The sequence below is a fragment of the Chryseobacterium electrogenes genome (assembly GCF_053553015.1).
In genome coordinates this window covers 2,398,777-2,417,711 of sequence record NZ_JBNPPB010000002.1, presented here as the reverse complement: position 1 = coordinate 2,417,711, position 18,935 = coordinate 2,398,777, and the positions used below count along the sequence as shown (strand labels likewise).

Sequence of the window (18,935 nt, the reverse complement as noted above, 5' to 3'; positions counted from 1 at the left end):
ACATGTTATTAACATTTTTAATAATTGAAAACTAGATAGTTGTAAATGTTTCCCACAATTGGGGATAATTTTCTAACTTTGCTAAAGTCTCATAAATGTTTTGCGGAAAAACTAACGATGGCATTGTTAAAACTTTTTTGTAATTGATGATTGTTTTTTAAAAGGAGTTTGGCATTACAATTTTTTTCTGAGAAAATAAAACACATTTTAAAAACACTTTTCCACAAGAAATTTGAGAGTTATCCACAAGTTACTCCTACGATTTTGGAATTTTCTGGATTAATAGATTTTTCAAAAATTAAAATAACGTCGTGAGAATGCTTTATTTCTGCATTAATCTTAAATTTGTGAATACAACTAATCTTATAAAATTTAAAAAATGAAAAAAATAGCTATTGCTGCTGATCATGCTGGTTTTGAGTACAAAGAATATCTTAAAGAACAATTAAAGGATATATTTGATATTCAGGACTTTGGCACACTTTCTTTAGATAGTGTAGATTATCCAGATTTTGTACACCCTGCTGCAACGTCTGTAGAAAAGGGAGATAATGAGTTTGGTATATTAATATGTGGTAGTGGTCAAGGTGTACAGATTACGGCTAACAAGCATCAGCAGATTAGATGTGCTTTGGCTTGGATGCCTGAGATTGCAGAATTATCCAGACAACATAATAATGCTAATATGATTGCAATTCCTGCGAGATTTATTGCAAAAGAATTAGCTTTAGAAATTGTAAATAAATTTTTAGCTACAGATTTTGAAGGTGGAAGACACCAGACAAGAGTTGATAAAATTTCTTGTTAAGTAATTGATACAAAGCTTGTAATTTTTATAATTGCAAGCTTTATTTTTAAATGATTATATTTGCAACGCATTTCACAGAGAACTTCTTTCTCAAGCAACCATAATTTAATACAAAGGTTTCCTTAACTCTCCTATTTTATTTTATCTTTATTGATGATTAATAATTGATAGCTTTGATAAAGCTTTGAGTATATATTATAATAATAGTATTGATTATAATTTTAATCAATATTATGAATTAGTTGTAAAATATTCTTATATACTATGTTTTTAAGGTTAAAAATAATCTAAAATTACAATTAAACATATATTGAATATTTGTAAAAAAAATAAATTAAATGAATAACAGAAAAAATACAAGTCATAAAAACGAACAAAAACTTCTGGATTTAGGAAGAACGATACTTCGTTTTATGAACCAAAATACCAATAAAATCTATAATTATAAGCAGATTTCTAATGGTATAGATTATAAAAATCCAAGACAACGCGAGCTGGTTATACAAGCTTTGCATCGCCTCTTGGCAAGTGAAAAAATTAAAGAAACAGAAAAAGGAAAATACATCCTTAACCTAAAAATTGAAGGAGCGCTTACAGGTACTATAGATTTTAACCAATCAGGAAATGCTTACGTAAGAGTAGATGGCGTAGAAAATGATATTTTTATCCATCAGAAAAATGTAAAAGATGCCCTGCAAGGTGATAAAGTTATGATTGTAACCTATCATTTTAAAGGTAAAAAAATTGAAGGGTCAGTTCTTAATGTTTTAGAACGGGCGAAAGATACTTTCGTTGGCACATTTGAAGTGATTAAAGATAAGGATTTCGGCTTTGTGGTTTTTAATAAAAAACAAATGAATACCGATATGTTTATCCCAAGAGGTAAATTTAACGAGGCTAAAGATGGTGATAGAGTTATTGCTAAAATGACTAAATGGGAACCGGGAAGCAAAAATCCAGAAGGAGAAATTATTCAAGTTTTAGGATTACCTGGAGAACACGAGACAGAGATCCACTCTATTTTGGCAGAATATGGTTTGCCTTATAGTTTCCCTCCAGAAATTGAAGAAGAAGCCAATCGCATTGACAAGACAATTAACCCAGAAGAAGTGGCTAAGCGTTGGGATATGCGTGATATCTGTACTTTTACGATAGACCCAAAAGATGCCAAAGATTTTGATGATGCCTTATCAATTCATAAATTAGAAAACGGAAATTGGCAAATTGGAGTTCATATCGCGGACGTTTCGCATTACGTAAAACCAGGCACTTTATTGGATGACGAAGCTTATGAACGTGCAACTTCGGTATATTTAGTTGATCGTGTGGTACCAATGCTTCCAGAAGTGTTAAGTAATAATCTATGTTCTCTACGTCCTAATGAAGACAAATTTACTTTTTCTGCAGTCTTCGAGTTGGATGACAATGCAACGCTTAAAAAACAATGGTTTGGTAGAACGGTAATCCATTCAGACAGACGATTTTCTTATGAAGAAGCACAAGAACGTATAGAAACTAAAGAAGGAGATTATTCTACAGAGATTAATAAATTAGATGATCTTGCTAAAATCTTGAGAGATCAAAGGATAAAAGATGGCGCAATTACATTTGACAGAAGCGAAGTGAGATTTAACCTAGATGCCGATGGTAATCCAATTGGTGTTTATTTTAAAATCAGCAAAGATTCTAATCATTTAATTGAAGAATTTATGCTAATGGCGAATAGAAAAGTGTCAGAATTTGTTTCTCTCAATAAAAGAAATGAACCTTCTAATAATACCTTTATTTACCGTGTTCACGAAGATCCAGATCCTACAAAACTAAATGCTTTAAGAGATTTCGTCGGTAATTTTGGTTACAAAATGAATTTGGCAAACACCAAAACGACAACTGAATCTATGAATCAGCTTTTGAAAGATGTTAAAGGTAAAGCCGAAGAAAATATGATAGAAACTCTTGCCATGCGAAGCATGAGTAAGGCAAAATATACCACAGAAAGTCTAGGACATTACGGATTAGGTTTTGAGTATTATTCTCACTTTACCTCACCAATTAGACGTTATCCTGATGTAATTGCCCATAGATTATTACAACATTATTTGGACGGCGGAAAGTCACCTGAAATTAACGAAGTCGAAGAAAAAGCTAAACATTGTAGCTCGATGGAGCGTCTAGCGTCTGAGGCAGAAAGAGACTCCATAAAGTATATGCAAGTTAAGTTTATGGAGAAACATGTTGGCGAGTTTTTCAATGGTGTTGTATCTGGTGTTTCGGACTTTGGTTTTTGGGTAGAAATCCCAGAAAATGGCGCAGAAGGCATGATAAAATTACGTGATCTGACGGATGATTCTTACAGTTTTGATGCTAAGAGTTATTCTATCATTGGCGCTAGAACTGGTAATACTTATCAATTAGGAGATCAGGTTAAGATAAAAGTTGTTAAAGCTAATTTAATTGCTAAACAATTGGACTTCAAGATTATAGATTAATATTTTGTCAAAGAATTTTTAATAAACAAAATCCAAAACAAATGTTTATTAAAAATTCTTTTTCTTTGTAGCATAATGTAAGATATGTTAGAACTTATTTTATACGCCATCGGGCTTGGTATTATGTTAAGTTTGGTTTTTATTGGACCAATCTTTTTCTTACTGATAGAAACCAGTTTTTCTCGTGGACCTAAGCACGCTTTGGCGTTAGATTGTGGCGTAATTACGGCAGATTTATTGTGTATTATTGCATCTTATTATGCCAGTGCAGACTTGGTAAATCTTATTGATAAACATCCTTCTTTTTATCGGGTTTCGGCGCTTCTCATATTTATATATGGGATTATAATGATTATGTCACGAGCCAAAATGCATATTAAAGGTGAAGAAAAATTGATTGGTAGAAACTATTTTAAGACTTTTGCCAACGGTTTTTTACTTAATATTCTTAACGTAGGCGTTATATTATTTTGGTTAGTTACAGTAGTTTCGGTAAGAAATCAATATCCCGATACTAGTGATTTTATCCTTTATATTGTTATAGTTATTGGGACATATCTTGCCATAGATCTTACTAAAATATTCTTGGCAAAGCAATTTCATGATAAACTAACTGAGAAAGTTGCCGGAAAAATTAGAAAAATAGTTGGCGTGATTTTAGTGTTATTCAGTTTTTTTATATTCTTACAGAGTTTCAAAAAATTTAATCAATTTGATAAAAAATTAGAAGAAGCAGAGAAGAAAGAAATTAGACATAAACGCAACAATGACTAACAATATATTTCCAAAACCTTTAAAGAAAGGTGATAAGATTGCTATTATTTCTCCAGCAGGATCTGTAGAAGAATCTCAGTTAACAAGCACATTAGAGCTGATAAAAAGCCACTCTTACGAGCCTATTTTTGGTAAGAATACTCTAGAATTATATCAAAATGGATATAATTATGCAGGGACAGAAAGCCAAAGAATACAAGATATTAATTGGGCACTTAACGATGAGACAATTTCTGCTGTTTGGGCTACCAGAGGCGGTTACGGCTGTCAGCATTTATTAGAACATATCAAGTTAACGGGATATAACAAAAAACCAAAATGGTATATTGGGTATTCTGATAATACCGTCATCCAAAGCTTTTTATTGAAGAAAGGATTTGCAAGCATCCATGGGCAGACGATTAAAACATCTTCTTTTGGCGTGACTGATGAGAGTTATCAATTAATTTTTGATGTTCTTAGCGGTAAAAAACTGAAGTACAGCCTAGAAGCTAATGATATTAATAGAAAAGGTAAAGCCGAAGGCGAATTGGTTGGTGGTAATTTAGCATTAATTTACGCACTTTTAGGCACCAAATATTCTTTTAATTTTAAAGATAAAATCTTGTTTATAGAAGATATTGGCGAGAATTTTTATGCTTTAGACAGAATGTTGATGAGCTTGGATTTAGCAGGTGTTTTTAGCTTGATTAAGGGCCTTATCGTTGGTGGGATGACCAATATGGGCAATGAGAAAGATAATGTCATGTACGAAGAGCCTTTTGATGATTTTGCGTATCATATTATCCAAGAAAGAGTTAAAAAATTCGATTTTCCGGTTTTGTATGCTTTTTCTAATGGACATATCAGAGACAATAGACCACTCGTTATTGGTTCTAAAATAAAACTGAACATTACCAAAACACTTTCAGAGGTTATTTTTCAAAAGTAATGGCGCAACACAATGATTTTGGCAAAGAAGCAGAGTTGGCTGCCACAGATTTCCTTGTAAAAAATGGATATAAAATCATTGCTCAGAATTATCGCTACTTAAAGGCAGAAGTTGACATCATTGCAAGAATTGATAATACTATCGTCATTGTAGAAGTCAAAGCAAGATCTACAGATATTTTTATCAATCCGGAAGAAGCGGTGACTAAGGCTAAAATTAAATTGCTAATCTCCGCCGCAGATCATTTTGTACAAGATATTAAAGAAGATTTAGAAGTAAGATTTGATGTCATTTCGGTGTTGTTAGAAAAGGATAAAAGCTTAAAAATAAACCATATTCCCGATGCTTTCCATAGTTTTGACGGAAATTAAAACTGCTTATTAAGTTTCTCATTTAAAGACTTCGACGAGCTCCGTCTGACAGGGCTAAAAATCAAAGAATGATTATGCAAGTTGTCGTGCAGAGCCTGTCGAAGCGTTTTTTGTAAACCTATTTTATCTCTACACAACCTACTCTACCACCAGCATTTCCGGTTGGCTGGGTATGAAAATCATCTTTTGCAGCATGGATAATAATGCCTTTTCCGATAATATTTTTGCTATCATCGCTACATCCAACACACCATTTATCAGTTTTGAATACTAATTCTGCCGTACCATCTTTATCAGCTTTTAAGTTGCCAATATCGCCCATATGGAAATGTTCTGCGCCCCATTTTCCATGGTCAGAGCCACCAGGATTCCAATGTCCGCCAGTTGACATAGCATCTGTTGCAGAGCAATCTGCCTTCTCATGAAGGTGAATGGCATGTTCTCCAGGTGTCAATTTATAAACATGTACAGACATGGTAACCTCTTTTCCTTTTTGTACAAAATCTACATAGCCTTGAGTATTAGTACCACTTTTTGGATAAATAGTATAGTGCTTTTTGGTTGCACAAGATGCTGCGATAAGCCCCAAAGAACAAACTCCTAATAAAAGTATATTTTTCATAATTTTCTAAAATTAATTATATCAAATGTAATCAATTTTCGATTCTCAATTAAGTTTTTAAGGTTAATATATTTTAAGTTTTCTAGACATAATTTAATTTATTTTTTTGTTTAAAATTCTTAATTTAAAATCAAATAAAGTAAATATTTAGATTCTAATACTATTGTTTAATTATCTGTAAATCAGCTTATTTATGTGGTAATTTGATTGGTTTTCAACTTAAACTAAATCTTTCGGTAATATGAAGTTCTATTTATCTCTAAAGTTTCTGTATTTTTGGATAAATAAAAGTAATATGAACTTAAAATTTGCTGCTCTTAGCATTAGTCTGTTGTTCTTTACCAATAGTTATGCTCAAAAAATGAACGAATTAACCTATCCAAAAGCCGAAAAAGGTAATCAAGTTGATATTTATTTTGGTGATAAATTAGCCGATCCTTATCGTGATTTAGAAAATGATTCTAAAGCAACTCAGAAATGGGTGGATGATGAAGTGGCTTTCAGTCAAAATTATTTGGCAAAAATTCCTTTCAGAAATGAATTGAAAGATCAACTAAAACAAATCTGGAACTACGAGAAAATTTCTGCACCTTTTAAAGAAGGTAACTATACTTACTTCTATAAAAATGATGGATTGCAAGCGCAATCTGTATTATATAGAACAAAGAAAGACCAGAAAACACCAGAGATTTTCCTTAATCCTAATCAATTCTCAGAAAAAGGAACGACCTCCCTTTCTAATTTGTCTTTTAACAAAAAAGGTAATTTAGCAGCTTACTCAATTTCTGAAGGGGGTAGCGACTGGAACAAAATCATCATTATCGATACCGAAACCAAAAAACAATTAGACGATACTTTGGTTGATGTCAAATTCAGTGGGATTGCTTGGCAAGGTGACGAGGGCTTCTACTACTCTAGTTATGACAAACCAAAAGAAGGAACTGTCTTGTCTGGCATGACCGATAAACACAAAGTTTATTTCCATAAGTTAGGTACTAAGCAATCAGAAGATCAGTTGATTTTTGGAGGTGATAAGACACCGAGAAGGTATCTTGGAGCTGGTTTGTCAGATGACCAACGATTTCTGATTATTTCTGCAGCTAATGCAACTAACGGTAATGAGTTGTATATTAAGGATTTGCAGAAAGGCGGTGATTTTGTTCGGATTAACAAAGGATTTGATATCAATGCTAATATTGTAGAAACGCAAGGTGATGAGTTGTTTATTTTTACAGATAAGAATGCGCCTAATATGAGATTGGTAAAGGTTAACATCAAGAATCCTTCGCCAGAAAATTGGACAGATGTTATCCCAGAAACACAGAATGTCTTAGGTATCACGACTGCTGGAGGTTATTTCTTCGCGACTTACATGATAGATGCTATTGATCAGGTTAAACAATATGATAAAGCAGGAAAATTAGTAAGAAATATTACATTACCAGGAAAAGGTAATATCTCGGGATTTGGTGGTAAGGAAAAAGAAACAGAAGTTTATTTCTCTTTTACTAATTATGTAACGCCTTCTTCTATCTATAAATTTGATATTAAATCAGGAAAATCTGTATTATATCAACGTCCAAAAGTTAATTTTAACCCAGATAACTTTATATCAGAGCAGGTTTTTTATACCTCAAAAGACGGGACCAAAATCCCAATGATGATTAACTATAAAAAAGGAACCAAATTAGACGGTAAAAATCCTACTATTTTATATTCTTACGGTGGTTTTAATATCAGTCTTCAGCCTGCATTTTCTGTAGTTAATGCAATCTGGATGGAGAATGGTGGTATCTACGCCGTGCCTAACATCCGTGGTGGTGGAGAATATGGTAAAAAATGGCATGATGCGGGAACTAAGTTGCAGAAGAAAAACGTTTTTGATGACTTCATTGCTGCTGGAGAATACCTTCAAAATAAAGGCTATACCTCTAAAGAATATATGGCATTATCAGGTCGTTCTAACGGAGGACTTTTGGTGGGTGCAACGATGACGATTCGTCCAGATTTGGCAAAAGTAGCTTTCCCAGGCGTGGGTGTTTTGGATATGTTGAGATATAACAAGTTTACAGCTGGTGCGGGTTGGTCTTACGATTATGGTACTGCAGAAGATTCTAAGGAAATGTATGAATATCTTAAGTCTTACTCTCCGGTACATAACGTTAAGAATAATGTGTGCTACCCTTCTACTATGATTATTACGAGTGATCATGATGATAGAGTTGTCCCGGCACATTCTTTTAAATTTGGGGCAGAATTGCAAGAGAAACAAGCTTGTAAAAACCCAATTTTGGTTAGAATAGAAAAAAATGCAGGACACGGAGCGGGACGTTCTACCGATCAAGTTATTGGAGAAAATGCCGATCTAATGTCATTTGCTTTATTCGAAATGGGTATCAAATCTTTAAAGAAGTAAATCTAAATTACTTTAATTAAATAAAAAAAATAATTCCTCGGAGCGTAAAACTTTCGAGGAATTTTTGTTGCTTTGGAAAGCTAATTGTAGTTAATAATAATCAAATTGAAACCAAACAAAATAATCTAATTTATGAGAAAAGAATTTTTAGTAGTATTTTCTGCCCTTACAATGATTGTCGCATGTAAAAAATCTGATGAAGGCAATAAAGGGGTTTTAGAATTAACAACTTCTGAGACCAAAGTGGTAACAGAAAACGGAAAAAGCGATACGATAACGACCTCTTCTACTAATCAGAACATAGATGGTAGAAATATGAATACAGAATCTATCCCTTATAAAGCATTGGACGGAAGCCGTGCCAGAGCCATTTTTGTTAATACAGAAAAATCTAATACGGTTATGATTGAAGCTAATAATAATAAGTTTCAATTGGATAGAAAAGAGCTTACATCTACTGGTGCTAAATATGAAAGAAACGGTATCTCTGCCGAAGTTAAAGGCGACTCTCTATTGATCTCTCAGGGGACAACAATAATCCCTTTGATTAAAGTTAAATAAAAAAAAAGGATTCGAAAACTATAGCTTCGAATCCTTTTTTTATGATTTTTTTAAATTAGAAATTAACCTGAAATCCAGCTTTAATCCCGAATTTTCTGACATCTGGATTATTAAGATAATTACCTCTCCAGTTGAAATCTACTCGGAAAATTCTCAAATTCCCGAAGCCTAGATTCTCAAACCCAAACCCATATTCTACATACATCTGTTGATCAGGAGCGCTGTATCGTGCACCATCAACATTTATAGATTTGGCAGCATCGCTTAAGGTTCCGTAAGCTGTTCTAATAAATCCAACTTCTCTTATCTTTAGTTTTTTAATTAAAGGAATATAAGACAATATTTTGCCGTTAAAATGATGTTCTAATTGCAAGGTTGTATACGTATCTGCAACAAATTCATAATAGTCCATGAGCGCAAATGAGTTGGGAGATAAGCTATAGGATTGATTACCTGGTATTATAGTTTGTAATCCTAAAGGAACAGTATCGAAGTTTTTCCCAGCCTCAAAATTGATAACCGTTCTCCCATAAGTACCCAATAATAAGGGTTGCTGATAAAGGAATTGCAATTTATTATAATTAAAATCAGCATTAAAAAGACCTTCTATGCCTCGCGTGTATTTTAGTACAAAAGTTGGTGCCAAGGCTCTATGTTGCCTTCTATCTACGCCTGTCTGAGAAAATATAGCTCCAGGTTTTGCAATAAGGCTTAATGTAAGATGTGAATCATTAATTGTTTTTCTCAGTTGTCCATTGTGATAATAATCTAGATTAAATTCTGATGGATTGGCAGACTTAATGCTTTTCAGAGTTCCGTCTAGTCTAATCTGAAAGTTTTTCCATGGTTCTACAGAGGTGAAAAAATTGGTTTGATTAACGTTACTCAGAGATTTATTACTTCCGGATGAGAATACATTAGAAGACGCAAAAGAACGACTCATGATACCGTCATCATTCATCAATTCAGATCCTAGCTGCAAGATATCTCTACGTGTGCCTATTCCTACAATAAAACGACTGTTTCTATCAAACATAAAACGCGCTTCGAAGCCATATTTTACCTGATGATCTTTAAAACCGTAAGCACCATAACCTTCTATTCTCCATGGATCATTTTGTGTAAAATAAGTCCTAGCGCCAAGTCTAATTCTGCTACCTTCTACATCATTATTACCATAAATAGAATAGATATTTCCTAGATCTATAACCTGGCCAACGTTGTAATATCCGGAAGAAAAAGTTTCAAACGACTTTATTATATTATTGAATTTGGGAACCTTTTGCAGGTCATTCCACATGGTATATATACCTTGTTCAGAGCGATTTAACGTATCTTTTCTAGCGTTTTTCCAATAACTATCGTCTTTGACGTAATTCTCCTCAAGTTGTACTTTTGGTTTTTTATCAAAAATGCTGACATCCTTCATTTGATTAAATACATAATCAGAATAGATTACGGTTTTCTTTGCTGTAATACCTTTTGCATTTTTCTTTTTACTCATTACAGAAAAATCTATCTCAGAGAATATTTTGGAAGGCAGAAATGTTTTGTCATCAGGATTATCAAATTCTAATTCGGTTATTAATCCATTAACAAAGTTCACATTCATACTTTTCGGGGCAATAAGTGTGGCACGGACAATGGCATAAGTATCTTTAGAAATATATAAATCTCCTCTAAATGCTAGAACGTCTGTTCTTTTTGGGAAATATTTTATATGATAAGACTCTTGCCCCTTTACAGAAAGCGTATCTATTAGATTGTAATCATAATTACTGAAGCCTTCTGTGGAAGCTGGACTAGGAAAACCAATATTAAAAAAATTAAGTGTATTGTCATAGATATTAATCTCTTTGTAGAGGTTTTTTACTAATTGTGACATGATTTCATTATTTTGAAAGCCAGAGGTTTTGTTGGCGATCATCTCACGACGGGTTTTGTTGGCAGGATCATTAATACCATAATTTTTATAGATAGCCTCGTTCAAAAACATAGGGAGAGCCAACTTTCCGTTTGCTGTAGAGTCTGTATAGTTGAATATAAACTCCATTTTTTCAAACATTTTTTTCTTCATAAATGCGCTGTCTATACTATTGAGCGCAAATTCTAACTTTTCGTACTCTTCAAATTCATAGTTTTTATACTGAGAAAGTGCATTATCTCTTCTGCGTTTCCAAAGTTCTTGCATAATGGCATAAGCAGGATTTTCCTTTTTATTTTTATACTTTTTGACCTTGGCTTGTATAACAACTTCGTTAATGTTGTTAAGATGTTCTGGCTTTAACTTAATATTTAATTGATGTACAGCGTCTTTATTAAGATCAAGACTATGCGTCTGATAATTAGATTTTTGAAATCTTATCTTAGAAATAGCAGAATCTGATTGGATAGAAAACATTGTATCTACCGTATGCAAAATTGGCTTATTAGAATTATTAATAAATATGTCCACGCCTGATAGTGATTGCAAATTTTTAGAATCTACAACTTGACCTTTTACCGTAGTCTGAGCTTTAATTAAGTAAAAACAACAAAATAAAAAAGAAAAGGATATTTTAAAACTGAGAGTATATTTATTCAAAATCATTAGTGTTTTCTGGAGTAATCATCCTTCTATAACAAAAGTTTTACAAGAATAGTATTTATAAAAATATAAAAAAAGATACTAAGCTACAATTTTAAGTATTAATAATTCACTAGTTTTTAAAAAATTTTATGATATTAATACAAAATAGAAAAGTATCCTTGTAAAAAGATGCTTTAATCTTGCATCAGAGTTAGAAATTTCTGATATTAGAGCTCTAATATTTCTAAAAAAAGCCATGAATTTTTTTTATTTCTTATTATTCTTAATCCTTTCTAATTTTAGTTATGCTCAAAATACGGTAAAAAATGACACAGCAGATTACCTAAAAAGAAAGTCGTTTTTAATTGATTACAAAGAAAAATCTAAAGCCTTCAATAAAAATATTAATAAACAGTATAGTGGAGAGGTTTTAAGAGGGATTAATAGGACTTTTTCGGCATTGCAAAAAAGTTTAGAAGAAGATGTTAAGGATAAAATGTTTTATTTCGATAATCGTTTTATAAGTTTTGTAAAAACTAAAATTGATGTTTTGATACAAAATAATCCTGAAATCAATTCTGATTTTAATATTTTAATCGCTAAGAATAATGAGCCTAATGCATATAATTTTGGAGAGAATACATTGGTTGTTAATCTCGGGATGTTTTATTTTTTGGATAATGAAGATCAATTTGTGAGTGTCTTAGCACACGAAATTGCTCATGCTCAAAAAAAACATGCAATAAAAAAAGTAATATATAATGTTAATAATCTTAGCAGTAAAAAAGAAGAAATTTATACATTAAAAAAAAATAAAAATCAGTCAGGAAAAGCCTTTGATCTTTATAAAAGCATGCTGTATTCTAACAAGAAAATACAGAGAAATAACGAGATAGAAGCAGATTCTTTAGGCTACGAATATTATAAAAAAACAAGTTTCCAAAAAACGGGATTTGTATCTACACTTCAGAAATTAAAAGATTATGATGATCAAAAGGCTGATAGTTTGTCCATTGATATTTATAAAAAAATATTTGATTTGCCTCAGCAGAAATTTAAAGAAGAATGGCTAATTATGGAAGACTTTTCAAAATATAATTATAGTCTTTATAATAAGAAAATATCAGAAGATTCTCTTAAAACTCATCCAGATATCACCTTTAGAATTAATCAGCTAAAAATGAGTTATCCTGAATTAAATAAGGAGATTAAAGATAATGAAGCCTCTCCAGAATTTCTAATTTTATCTGAGATAGCCAAAGACAGAATAATACCTAATTATTATGAAACTGAGAAATATGGATTGGGTATCTATTATTGTCTAGCTACCCTACAAGAGCAGCCAGACAATAATATGGCTAAATATTACCTGGGAAAATTATTTGCAAAAATCTATGAAGCAAGAAAAAACTATAATCTTAACCGATATCTTGATATGATAGATCCCAAAACACAAAGCCAAAGCTACCAGCAATTTCTCTCTCTAATGTGGAATTTTGATATACAAGAGATAAAAATAATTGCAGATTTCTATGAAAAAAGTGTAAGCTAGAGATTTCTTTTTTTTATTAATAATTCAGTTTTTCTAATCTAACTTGGTTATATTTTGCTTTTTTATTGGTCTCATTCAGTAGGATGTAACCTTCTTTTGCAACATAAGGACTGATTATATTTTCCTTAGTTCCTATAGGGATAACTTCTTGCTTAAATTGGTTATTAATTAATGTGTTGATATAAAGATTCATCACTTTTTTATTATTGGCATCCTTTTCTAAGTCCTTGTAGAAGAAGACAACATCATCACCATTTTTGATATTTTGAGCAAAAAGATAATCGGTAGAAGAAAATTTTGAGACTTCTTTCGGGATTAATCTGGCACCAATTAATTTGAAATTTTCATCAGTATAGAGGTAATAAAAATCTTTATTTTTACTGGCACTGTATGCTCCTTCATCCTTATACATCTCGGTCAAAATGCCTACACCACCGCTTTTCATAAGATAAAATGCACGTGGTGCGAGATAATAACTACCACTTATTTTTCCTCTAGACTTAATTGTCGGAATAAATTTACTAAGATCATTTTCATAATCAAATGTATCAAAAGTAACGTCCAAAGTCTTCTTATCCACGATCATACGGACGTAACCATTACCGTTAAGATTATAATAATTAACCTCAGAATCCTCATAGATCCTACCAACAAGAACAAATTTATCATCAAAACTTTTACTATTATTTATATCTCCAGTTTGGGTATACATCGTAGAAATATATTGCAGAGTGGTCTGCTTAGCCTTCTTGTCTATAATTTTATCCAAAAGAGGCTCTAATTCTTGTTTTTTAAGAACTTCTCCTGTTTTAATATCCAAGACTATCAAAGTGAATTTTGACTCCTTATTTTCGGTTCTATTTAAGACTGAGATAATTTTGTTCTCATCTATAGATAATATTTTAAGTGATTCTTCAATTTTTTTTGCACCATCATTATTGTAAGAAAAACTCCATATTTCTTTAGCTTCTGGCGTATAAAGTATTAATTTGTCATTTTTAGAAAACTTGTTGTAATCATCATATTTCATAACGAGATAGTTATCATATTTGGTTTCCCAGACGTATGAGCGCTCTACAAAGCCTTTCTGTTTTCTCTCATCTTTTAATTTTTGTCTTTCTTCTTTCAATGTTTTATCAGATGGACAATCTACTAATTTTCCTTCCTCATAGCACTTTTCACTGCGGTCTTTCATTTCGTTGGTAGAAAGATCGACTTCTTTATCCAAAGGCGGAATAAAAGCTTTGGCACCACCAGAAAGTTGCAAATAATTATAAACTAAACGCGGCGTAAGCGTTAATTTTCCTCTAACATTAGTATAAGCTAGATAATTGGCTACGGTTTTGTCTGCTACAAATTCTTTATTAGCGACTTTATTAAGGTTTTTATCTAAGATAATATACTCAAATTTCTTTTTATCATCTGCTGTTTTTCCTTGGTCATACAATGTAAAATAGCCTTCTACTTTTTCTCCTTTTTTATCGTAAATGGCATTAAAACGGACATTATCGCCAGATGCCAATTGGGTTAAATCTTGAGATTGCGCTTGTAAAATAGTCGAAGATCCTAATAAGAAAAGCAGAGAAAGTTTTTTCATGAGTAGTGTATTTTGTTTCGACTTTAAAAATAAAAAAAACCTTTTGTGAAAGAAAGGTTTTTAGGAAATATTTTATTTCTATTTATTGTCTAGTCCTGAAATAGCGATACATACAAAAAAAGCATCCTTATAAAAGATGCTTTAATATTTTTTTTGAAGGAATTTATATCTTGCTTAGAAGTGTTCTGAAGTTCACTTTTTCATCAATAATTCTTCTCAGATCAGCAACTGGTACACGTACTTGTTGCATCGTATCACGATCTCTTAACGTTACCGTGTCATCTACTAAAGAATCGTGATCTATCGTAATACAGAAAGGCGTACCAAGCGCATCATTTCTTCTGTAACGCTTACCAATACTATCTTTTTCTTCATAGATAAGATTGAAGTCGTACTTAAGATCATTAAAGATTTTTTCTGCGTACTCTCCTAGCCCATCCTTTTTCATCAATGGTAAAATAGCCGCTTTTACAGGAGCTAATGCAGGAGGTAAACTAAGAACTGTTCTTTCTGACCCATCTTCTAAGACTTCATCTTTAAGACAATTAGAGAAAATAGCTAAAAATAATCGGTCTAGTCCAACAGAAGTTTCCACCACGTAAGGCACGTAGCTTTCATTTCTTTCATTATCGAAATATTGTAATTTCTTGCCAGAATGTTTTTCGTGTGCAGTAAGATCAAAATCAGTTCTACTGTGGATGCCTTCTAATTCTTTAAATCCAAATGGAAACTTAAACTCAATATCAGCCGCCGCATTAGCATAATGTGCTAACTTTTCGTGGTCATGAAATTTATAATTTTCACTACCCAAGCCTAGAGCCAAGTGCCAGTTAAGACGTTTCGTTTTCCATTCTTCGTAGAATTCTAACTCAGTTCCTGGAGGTACAAAGAATTGCATTTCCATTTGTTCAAATTCTCTCATTCTGAAGATAAACTGTCTCGCAACAATCTCATTACGGAAAGCTTTACCAATCTGTGCAATCCCGAAAGGTAACTTATGTCTAGACGTTTTTTGTACGTTAAGATAATTAACAAAAATACCTTGCGCCGTCTCTGGTCTTAGGTAAAGATCCATTGCAGAATCTGCCGAAGCACCCAACTTAGTCCCGAACATCAAGTTGAATTGTCTTACTTCTGTCCAGTTTTTAGACCCTGTATCAGGATCAGCAATTTCTAACTCTTCAATTAGAGATTTTACGTCGGCTAGATCGTTATTTTCTAGAGATCTTGCCAATCTTTTTAGCGCAACGCTTTGCTTCTCACGGTATTCTAATACGCGTGGATTAGTCGCTTCAAATTGTGCTTTATCAAAAGATTCTCCAAAACGCTTTGCTGCCTTTTCAATTTCTTTTTGTGTTTTTTCTTCTAACTTAGCCGCCCAATCTTCTACCAAAACATCAGCACGGAAACGTTTTTTGCTATCTTTATTATCAATCAATGGATCATTAAAAGCATCCACGTGACCAGAAGCCTTCCAGATACTTGGATGCATAAAAATTGCAGAATCTATCCCAACGATATTTTCATTAAGTTGCACCATCGCTTTCCACCAATATTGCTTGATGTTGTTCTTAAGCTCTGCCCCGTTTTGTCCATAATCATAGATTGCAGAAAGCCCGTCATACACTTCGCTAGAAGGGAAAATGAAACCATATTCTTTCGCGTGAGACACCACTTTCTTAAAAACGTCTTCCTGTTTTGCCATAATAATTTTGATTGAGTTGCAAAAATAGCAATTTTTAGACAATACAATCACCTTACTCCCCTAGCCTTTTCGGGATAATTTGTATTTATAATTTTTTTTGGCGGACAATTCGCGCTATCCGCTGTATCTTTTTCTAAAAATCCAAGTTTCCAGTTATTTATATAAATCTTTGCCAATTTTTTTTAGAAAAAGGATGCCACTTCTATCGCGGCCGCAGTTGTGTGTTTATTAAGAATTATTATTATTTTTATAAAAAAAATTAATGAGAAGAAGATTTGAGTATAAGACGATCATCATAAAACCAGCTAGTGTATGGGGCAAGACTTACGATACCAACGAGATAGACAAAACACTTAACCAATTAGGTAGTGAAGGTTGGGAGCTTGTTGCATTAGAGAGTAGAGATTCTACAGGGACTTCTTATGATTTTTATTATACCTTTAAAAGAGAACTCTAATCTTTCATTATTAGAAGTAATATTTACTTATTTCTTTACTTTTGCCAGATGTTAGACATTCTTTATCGTGACCAATATCTTATTGCGATTAACAAACCTAGTGGACTATTGGTACATAAGTCCTATTATGCAGGAGAAGCAGATACTTATGCAACGGAAGAACTCAGTGCTCAGGTTGGACAATATGTTCATCTTGTTCATCGTCTTGACCGAAAAACTTCGGGGGTTTTATTATTTACTTTTGATAAAGAAACGCTTCGTATAATGAGCGATCAATTTGCAGATAGAAAAGTCGAGAAAAGATACTTGGCAATTCTTCGCGGTTGGACAGATGAGGAAGAAACGATAGATTATGACTTAACTAATGATAATCAGATTACCCAAAATGCAATTACTTATTATCATCGGTTACAGACTTCAGAAATAGATTTAGCTTTTGGAGCACATTCTACCTCTAGATATTCTTTGGTAGAAGCCATCCCAGAAACTGGAAGAATGCATCAATTGAGGAAGCATTTCAAGCATATTCTCCACCCTATTTTAGGCTGTCGTTCTTATGGTTGTAATAAGCAAAATAAGCTTTGGCTAGAAACCTATGATATGAACAAATTAATGCTTCATGCACATCAGTTGGCTTTTGATCATCCAATAACTCAAGAAAGGATTATCATTAATGCTAGCTTAAGTGTCAATGAGGAGTTTATAAGAACGGGACAGATTCTTAACTTTGACTTGAAAGATTATATTTAAAATTTATAAAATATTTCAGGTTAGTATAAGGTTAGTTTAAAATGATTATTTTTGTAAAACTTTTCTCCAATGTACAAAAGCATCATTCGACCTTTATTCTTTAAATTTGATCCAGAAGATATCCATCATTTTACATTTTCTTTACTTAAGAATTTTGGATTTGTTTCAAAACTATTTTTACCAAAACCAATTGTAGACCAACGTTTAGAAAGAGAAGTGTTTGGACTAAAATTCAAAAATCCAGTAGGATTGGCCGCTGGTTTTGATAAAGATGCCAAACTCTTTAATGAGTTATCAGATCTTGGATTTGGTTTTATAGAAATCGGAACCTTAACGCCTAAAGCTCAGGACGGAAACCCCAAGAAAAGATTATTTAGACTAAAAGAAGACTCTGCGATAATTAACAGAATGGGTTTTAACAACGGAGGTGTAGATGCCGCTGTAGAACGATTGAAAACCAATAAAAACGTATTGATTGGTGGTAACATCGGCAAGAATAAAAATACCGCAAACGATGATGCTATAGATGATTACACAATCTGCTTTGATGCATTATTTCCTTATGTAGATTATTTTGTGGTTAATGTGAGTTCTCCTAATACACCTAACTTACGAGCTTTGCAAGATAAAGAGCCATTAACAAAGTTATTGGGAACACTGCAACAACGCAATATTAAAAAAGAAAAACCCAAACCTATTTTACTAAAAATAGCACCGGATCTTACCGACGATCAGTTGTTGGATATTATTGATATCGTAAAAGAAACTCAGATTGCTGGCGTTATTGCTACTAATACAACATTGTCCAGAGAAGGATTGGTTTCGGAGAATAAATCTGAAATGGGTGGACTTTCTGGAAAACCATTATCTAAACGCTCTACCGAAATAATTAGGTTTATTGCTGAACGAAGTAATAATGCTTTTCCTGTGATTGGCGTTGGTGGCATACATTCTGCAGAAGATGCTTTAGAGAAGTTAGATGCTGGTGCAAGTTTGGTACAACTTTATACAGGATTTATATATGAAGGTCCTAAGCTAATTAACGATATTAATAAAGCAATTCTTAACCAAAAATCTTAATATTATGGAACTAGTTATCCTTAAAGTATTTAATACTGAAGTAGAAGCAGAAATGATAAAAGCATTTTTAGAAGCCAATAATGTAGAATCTTTTATTTTTGGAAATGTATTGGCTAATACATACAATCTCTTTAATACAACAAGCGGAGGTGTTAAACTAAAAGTTTCGGTTTCTTGTTTTGAGAGAGCTAACGAACTTTTGAGTCAGTATTACGCTGAAGAAAAATAGCTGTCATTTTATTTTTATCTAGTA

16 protein-coding genes are annotated in these 18,935 nt (G+C 32.5%); 12 read left to right on the top strand and 4 right to left on the bottom strand.

Annotated elements, in window-relative coordinates; translation table 11 throughout:
* The first annotated feature begins 379 nt into the window (after nt 1-379).
* From rpiB to ACQQ6V_RS11100, 5 genes are all read left to right on the top strand, one after another.
* Complete coding sequence (gene rpiB, locus ACQQ6V_RS11120) at nt 380-808, top strand: ribose 5-phosphate isomerase B (protein WP_448845592.1); 429 nt, start codon at nt 380-382, stop codon at nt 806-808.
* A 338-nt stretch (nt 809-1,146) separates the two neighbouring features.
* Nucleotides 1,147-3,297, top strand: a complete 2,151-nt coding sequence (rnr, locus tag ACQQ6V_RS11115) for a ribonuclease R (RefSeq protein WP_448845591.1) — start codon at nt 1,147-1,149, stop codon at nt 3,295-3,297.
* An 84-nt stretch (nt 3,298-3,381) separates the two neighbouring features.
* A complete protein-coding gene (locus tag ACQQ6V_RS11110) occupies nt 3,382-4,071 on the top strand; it encodes a LysE family translocator (protein ID WP_448845590.1) in 690 nt (229 codons plus the stop codon).
* Nucleotides 4,064-5,002, top strand: a complete 939-nt coding sequence (locus ACQQ6V_RS11105) for a S66 peptidase family protein (protein ID WP_448845589.1) — start codon at nt 4,064-4,066, stop codon at nt 5,000-5,002. Before ACQQ6V_RS11110 ends, ACQQ6V_RS11105 begins: the two co-directional genes overlap by 8 nt.
* On the top strand, nt 5,002-5,373 hold the full coding sequence (locus tag ACQQ6V_RS11100) for a YraN family protein (RefSeq protein WP_448845588.1): 372 nt from the start codon (nt 5,002-5,004) through the stop codon (nt 5,371-5,373). The genes ACQQ6V_RS11105 and ACQQ6V_RS11100 overlap by 1 nt, the downstream gene beginning before the upstream one ends.
* A gap of 118 nt (nt 5,374-5,491) precedes the next feature.
* Here the strand turns inward: ACQQ6V_RS11100 and ACQQ6V_RS11095 are convergent, their stop codons facing one another.
* Complete coding sequence (locus tag ACQQ6V_RS11095) at nt 5,492-5,995, bottom strand: superoxide dismutase family protein (protein ID WP_448845587.1); 504 nt, start codon at nt 5,993-5,995, stop codon at nt 5,492-5,494.
* A gap of 295 nt (nt 5,996-6,290) precedes the next feature.
* On the opposite strand from ACQQ6V_RS11095, the gene ACQQ6V_RS11090 reads away from it, so the two are divergent.
* Both ACQQ6V_RS11090 and ACQQ6V_RS11085 read left to right on the top strand, forming a co-directional pair.
* Nucleotides 6,291-8,411, top strand: a complete 2,121-nt coding sequence (locus ACQQ6V_RS11090) for a prolyl oligopeptidase family serine peptidase (RefSeq protein WP_448845586.1) — start codon at nt 6,291-6,293, stop codon at nt 8,409-8,411.
* 132 nt (nt 8,412-8,543) lie between these two features.
* On the top strand, nt 8,544-8,972 hold the full coding sequence (locus tag ACQQ6V_RS11085) for a hypothetical protein (RefSeq protein WP_448845585.1): 429 nt from the start codon (nt 8,544-8,546) through the stop codon (nt 8,970-8,972).
* A 55-nt stretch (nt 8,973-9,027) separates the two neighbouring features.
* Here the strand turns inward: ACQQ6V_RS11085 and ACQQ6V_RS11080 are convergent, their stop codons facing one another.
* Nucleotides 9,028-11,445: a DUF5686 family protein gene (locus ACQQ6V_RS11080; protein WP_448845584.1), complete on the bottom strand. Its 2,418-nt coding sequence runs from the start codon at nt 11,443-11,445 to the stop codon at nt 9,028-9,030.
* A gap of 352 nt (nt 11,446-11,797) precedes the next feature.
* On the opposite strand from ACQQ6V_RS11080, the gene ACQQ6V_RS11075 reads away from it, so the two are divergent.
* Nucleotides 11,798-13,093 carry a M48 family metalloprotease gene (locus tag ACQQ6V_RS11075; protein ID WP_448845583.1) on the top strand — a complete coding sequence of 432 codons (1,296 nt, stop codon included), beginning with the start codon at nt 11,798-11,800 and terminating at the stop codon, nt 13,091-13,093.
* A 16-nt stretch (nt 13,094-13,109) separates the two neighbouring features.
* On the opposite strand, the gene ACQQ6V_RS11070 is transcribed toward ACQQ6V_RS11075, so the two are convergent.
* Complete coding sequence (locus ACQQ6V_RS11070) at nt 13,110-14,690, bottom strand: hypothetical protein (RefSeq protein ID WP_448845582.1); 1,581 nt, start codon at nt 14,688-14,690, stop codon at nt 13,110-13,112.
* A gap of 163 nt (nt 14,691-14,853) precedes the next feature.
* Nucleotides 14,854-16,395 (bottom strand): glycine--tRNA ligase, encoded by a 1,542-nt coding sequence (locus ACQQ6V_RS11065; protein WP_448845581.1) that lies wholly within the window; start codon nt 16,393-16,395, stop codon nt 14,854-14,856.
* Nucleotides 16,396-16,657: 262 nt separating this feature from the next.
* Between ACQQ6V_RS11065 and ACQQ6V_RS11060 the strand changes: the two genes are divergently transcribed.
* The 4 genes from ACQQ6V_RS11060 to ACQQ6V_RS11045 all read left to right on the top strand — a co-directional run bounded on the left by ACQQ6V_RS11060 (nt 16,658) and on the right by ACQQ6V_RS11045 (nt 18,911).
* On the top strand, nt 16,658-16,852 hold the full coding sequence (locus ACQQ6V_RS11060) for a DUF4177 domain-containing protein (RefSeq protein WP_448845580.1): 195 nt from the start codon (nt 16,658-16,660) through the stop codon (nt 16,850-16,852).
* A 48-nt stretch (nt 16,853-16,900) separates the two neighbouring features.
* Nucleotides 16,901-17,602 carry a pseudouridine synthase gene (locus ACQQ6V_RS11055; RefSeq protein WP_448845579.1) on the top strand — a complete coding sequence of 234 codons (702 nt, stop codon included), beginning with the start codon at nt 16,901-16,903 and terminating at the stop codon, nt 17,600-17,602.
* Nucleotides 17,603-17,671: 69 nt separating this feature from the next.
* The gene (locus ACQQ6V_RS11050; RefSeq protein WP_448845578.1) at nt 17,672-18,682 is read left to right on the top strand and encodes a quinone-dependent dihydroorotate dehydrogenase; all 1,011 of its coding nucleotides are present in this window, start codon (nt 17,672-17,674) and stop codon (nt 18,680-18,682) included.
* Nucleotides 18,683-18,686: 4 nt separating this feature from the next.
* The gene (locus ACQQ6V_RS11045; protein WP_448845577.1) at nt 18,687-18,911 is read left to right on the top strand and encodes a hypothetical protein; all 225 of its coding nucleotides are present in this window, start codon (nt 18,687-18,689) and stop codon (nt 18,909-18,911) included.
* The last annotated feature ends 24 nt before the right edge of the window (nt 18,912-18,935 follow it).